The sequence below is a fragment of the Brevibacillus invocatus genome (genome assembly GCF_003710915.1).
GTDB lineage: Bacteria > Bacillota > Bacilli > Brevibacillales > Brevibacillaceae > Brevibacillus > Brevibacillus invocatus.
On the sequence record NZ_RHHR01000089.1, the window covers coordinates 1 to 529 of the forward strand.

Below are 529 nucleotides of genomic sequence, written 5' to 3' on the forward strand. Positions count from 1 at the left end.
GACAAAGCTCATCTGTATTTGAGCAGACTTCCTCCTGTAAATGAAATACCACCATTACCTACCCCCAATATCTTTACATGAACATCCTATTCTTGAGGCCTAAAAAGGACGTGACCGATGCCTGATCCACAAAGACCACGGGCACTAGACACGTCTCGCTCATCCAATCTACAATCCATTTATTTAATTGTTTAGATTGACTTGCTCATCCGGACTTGTAGCATTTCCATGAGTTGACTCCATTCCTTGCCTTGTACCGATTCTTCTTTTCCCGCATACTGATGCTCACTTGGGATGATCGAATAAAACGCACCTTGATGGTTTTCCCCTATTTTTTTCAAAAATGGATGACCCGCATAATAATCTGATTTCTCTTGCTCTTTACTTAAGCGAATCACAGAGGCAAGGATGACATCTTGCTTGGTAACCATGTCTTTGTAAAAGAAATTTAGACATGGCGGATTGCCTTCTTCGTTCTTACAGCTCGATTCTTCGATTTTGATTTTCTGCAATACGTTTTGGGGCAACT

1 pseudogene is annotated in these 529 nt (G+C 41.2%); it reads right to left on the minus strand.

The window, feature by feature from the left end:
• Nucleotides 1-191: 191 nt before the first annotated feature.
• A pseudogene (locus tag EDM52_RS24130) lies at nt 192-529 on the minus strand (hypothetical protein); the annotation flags it as partial.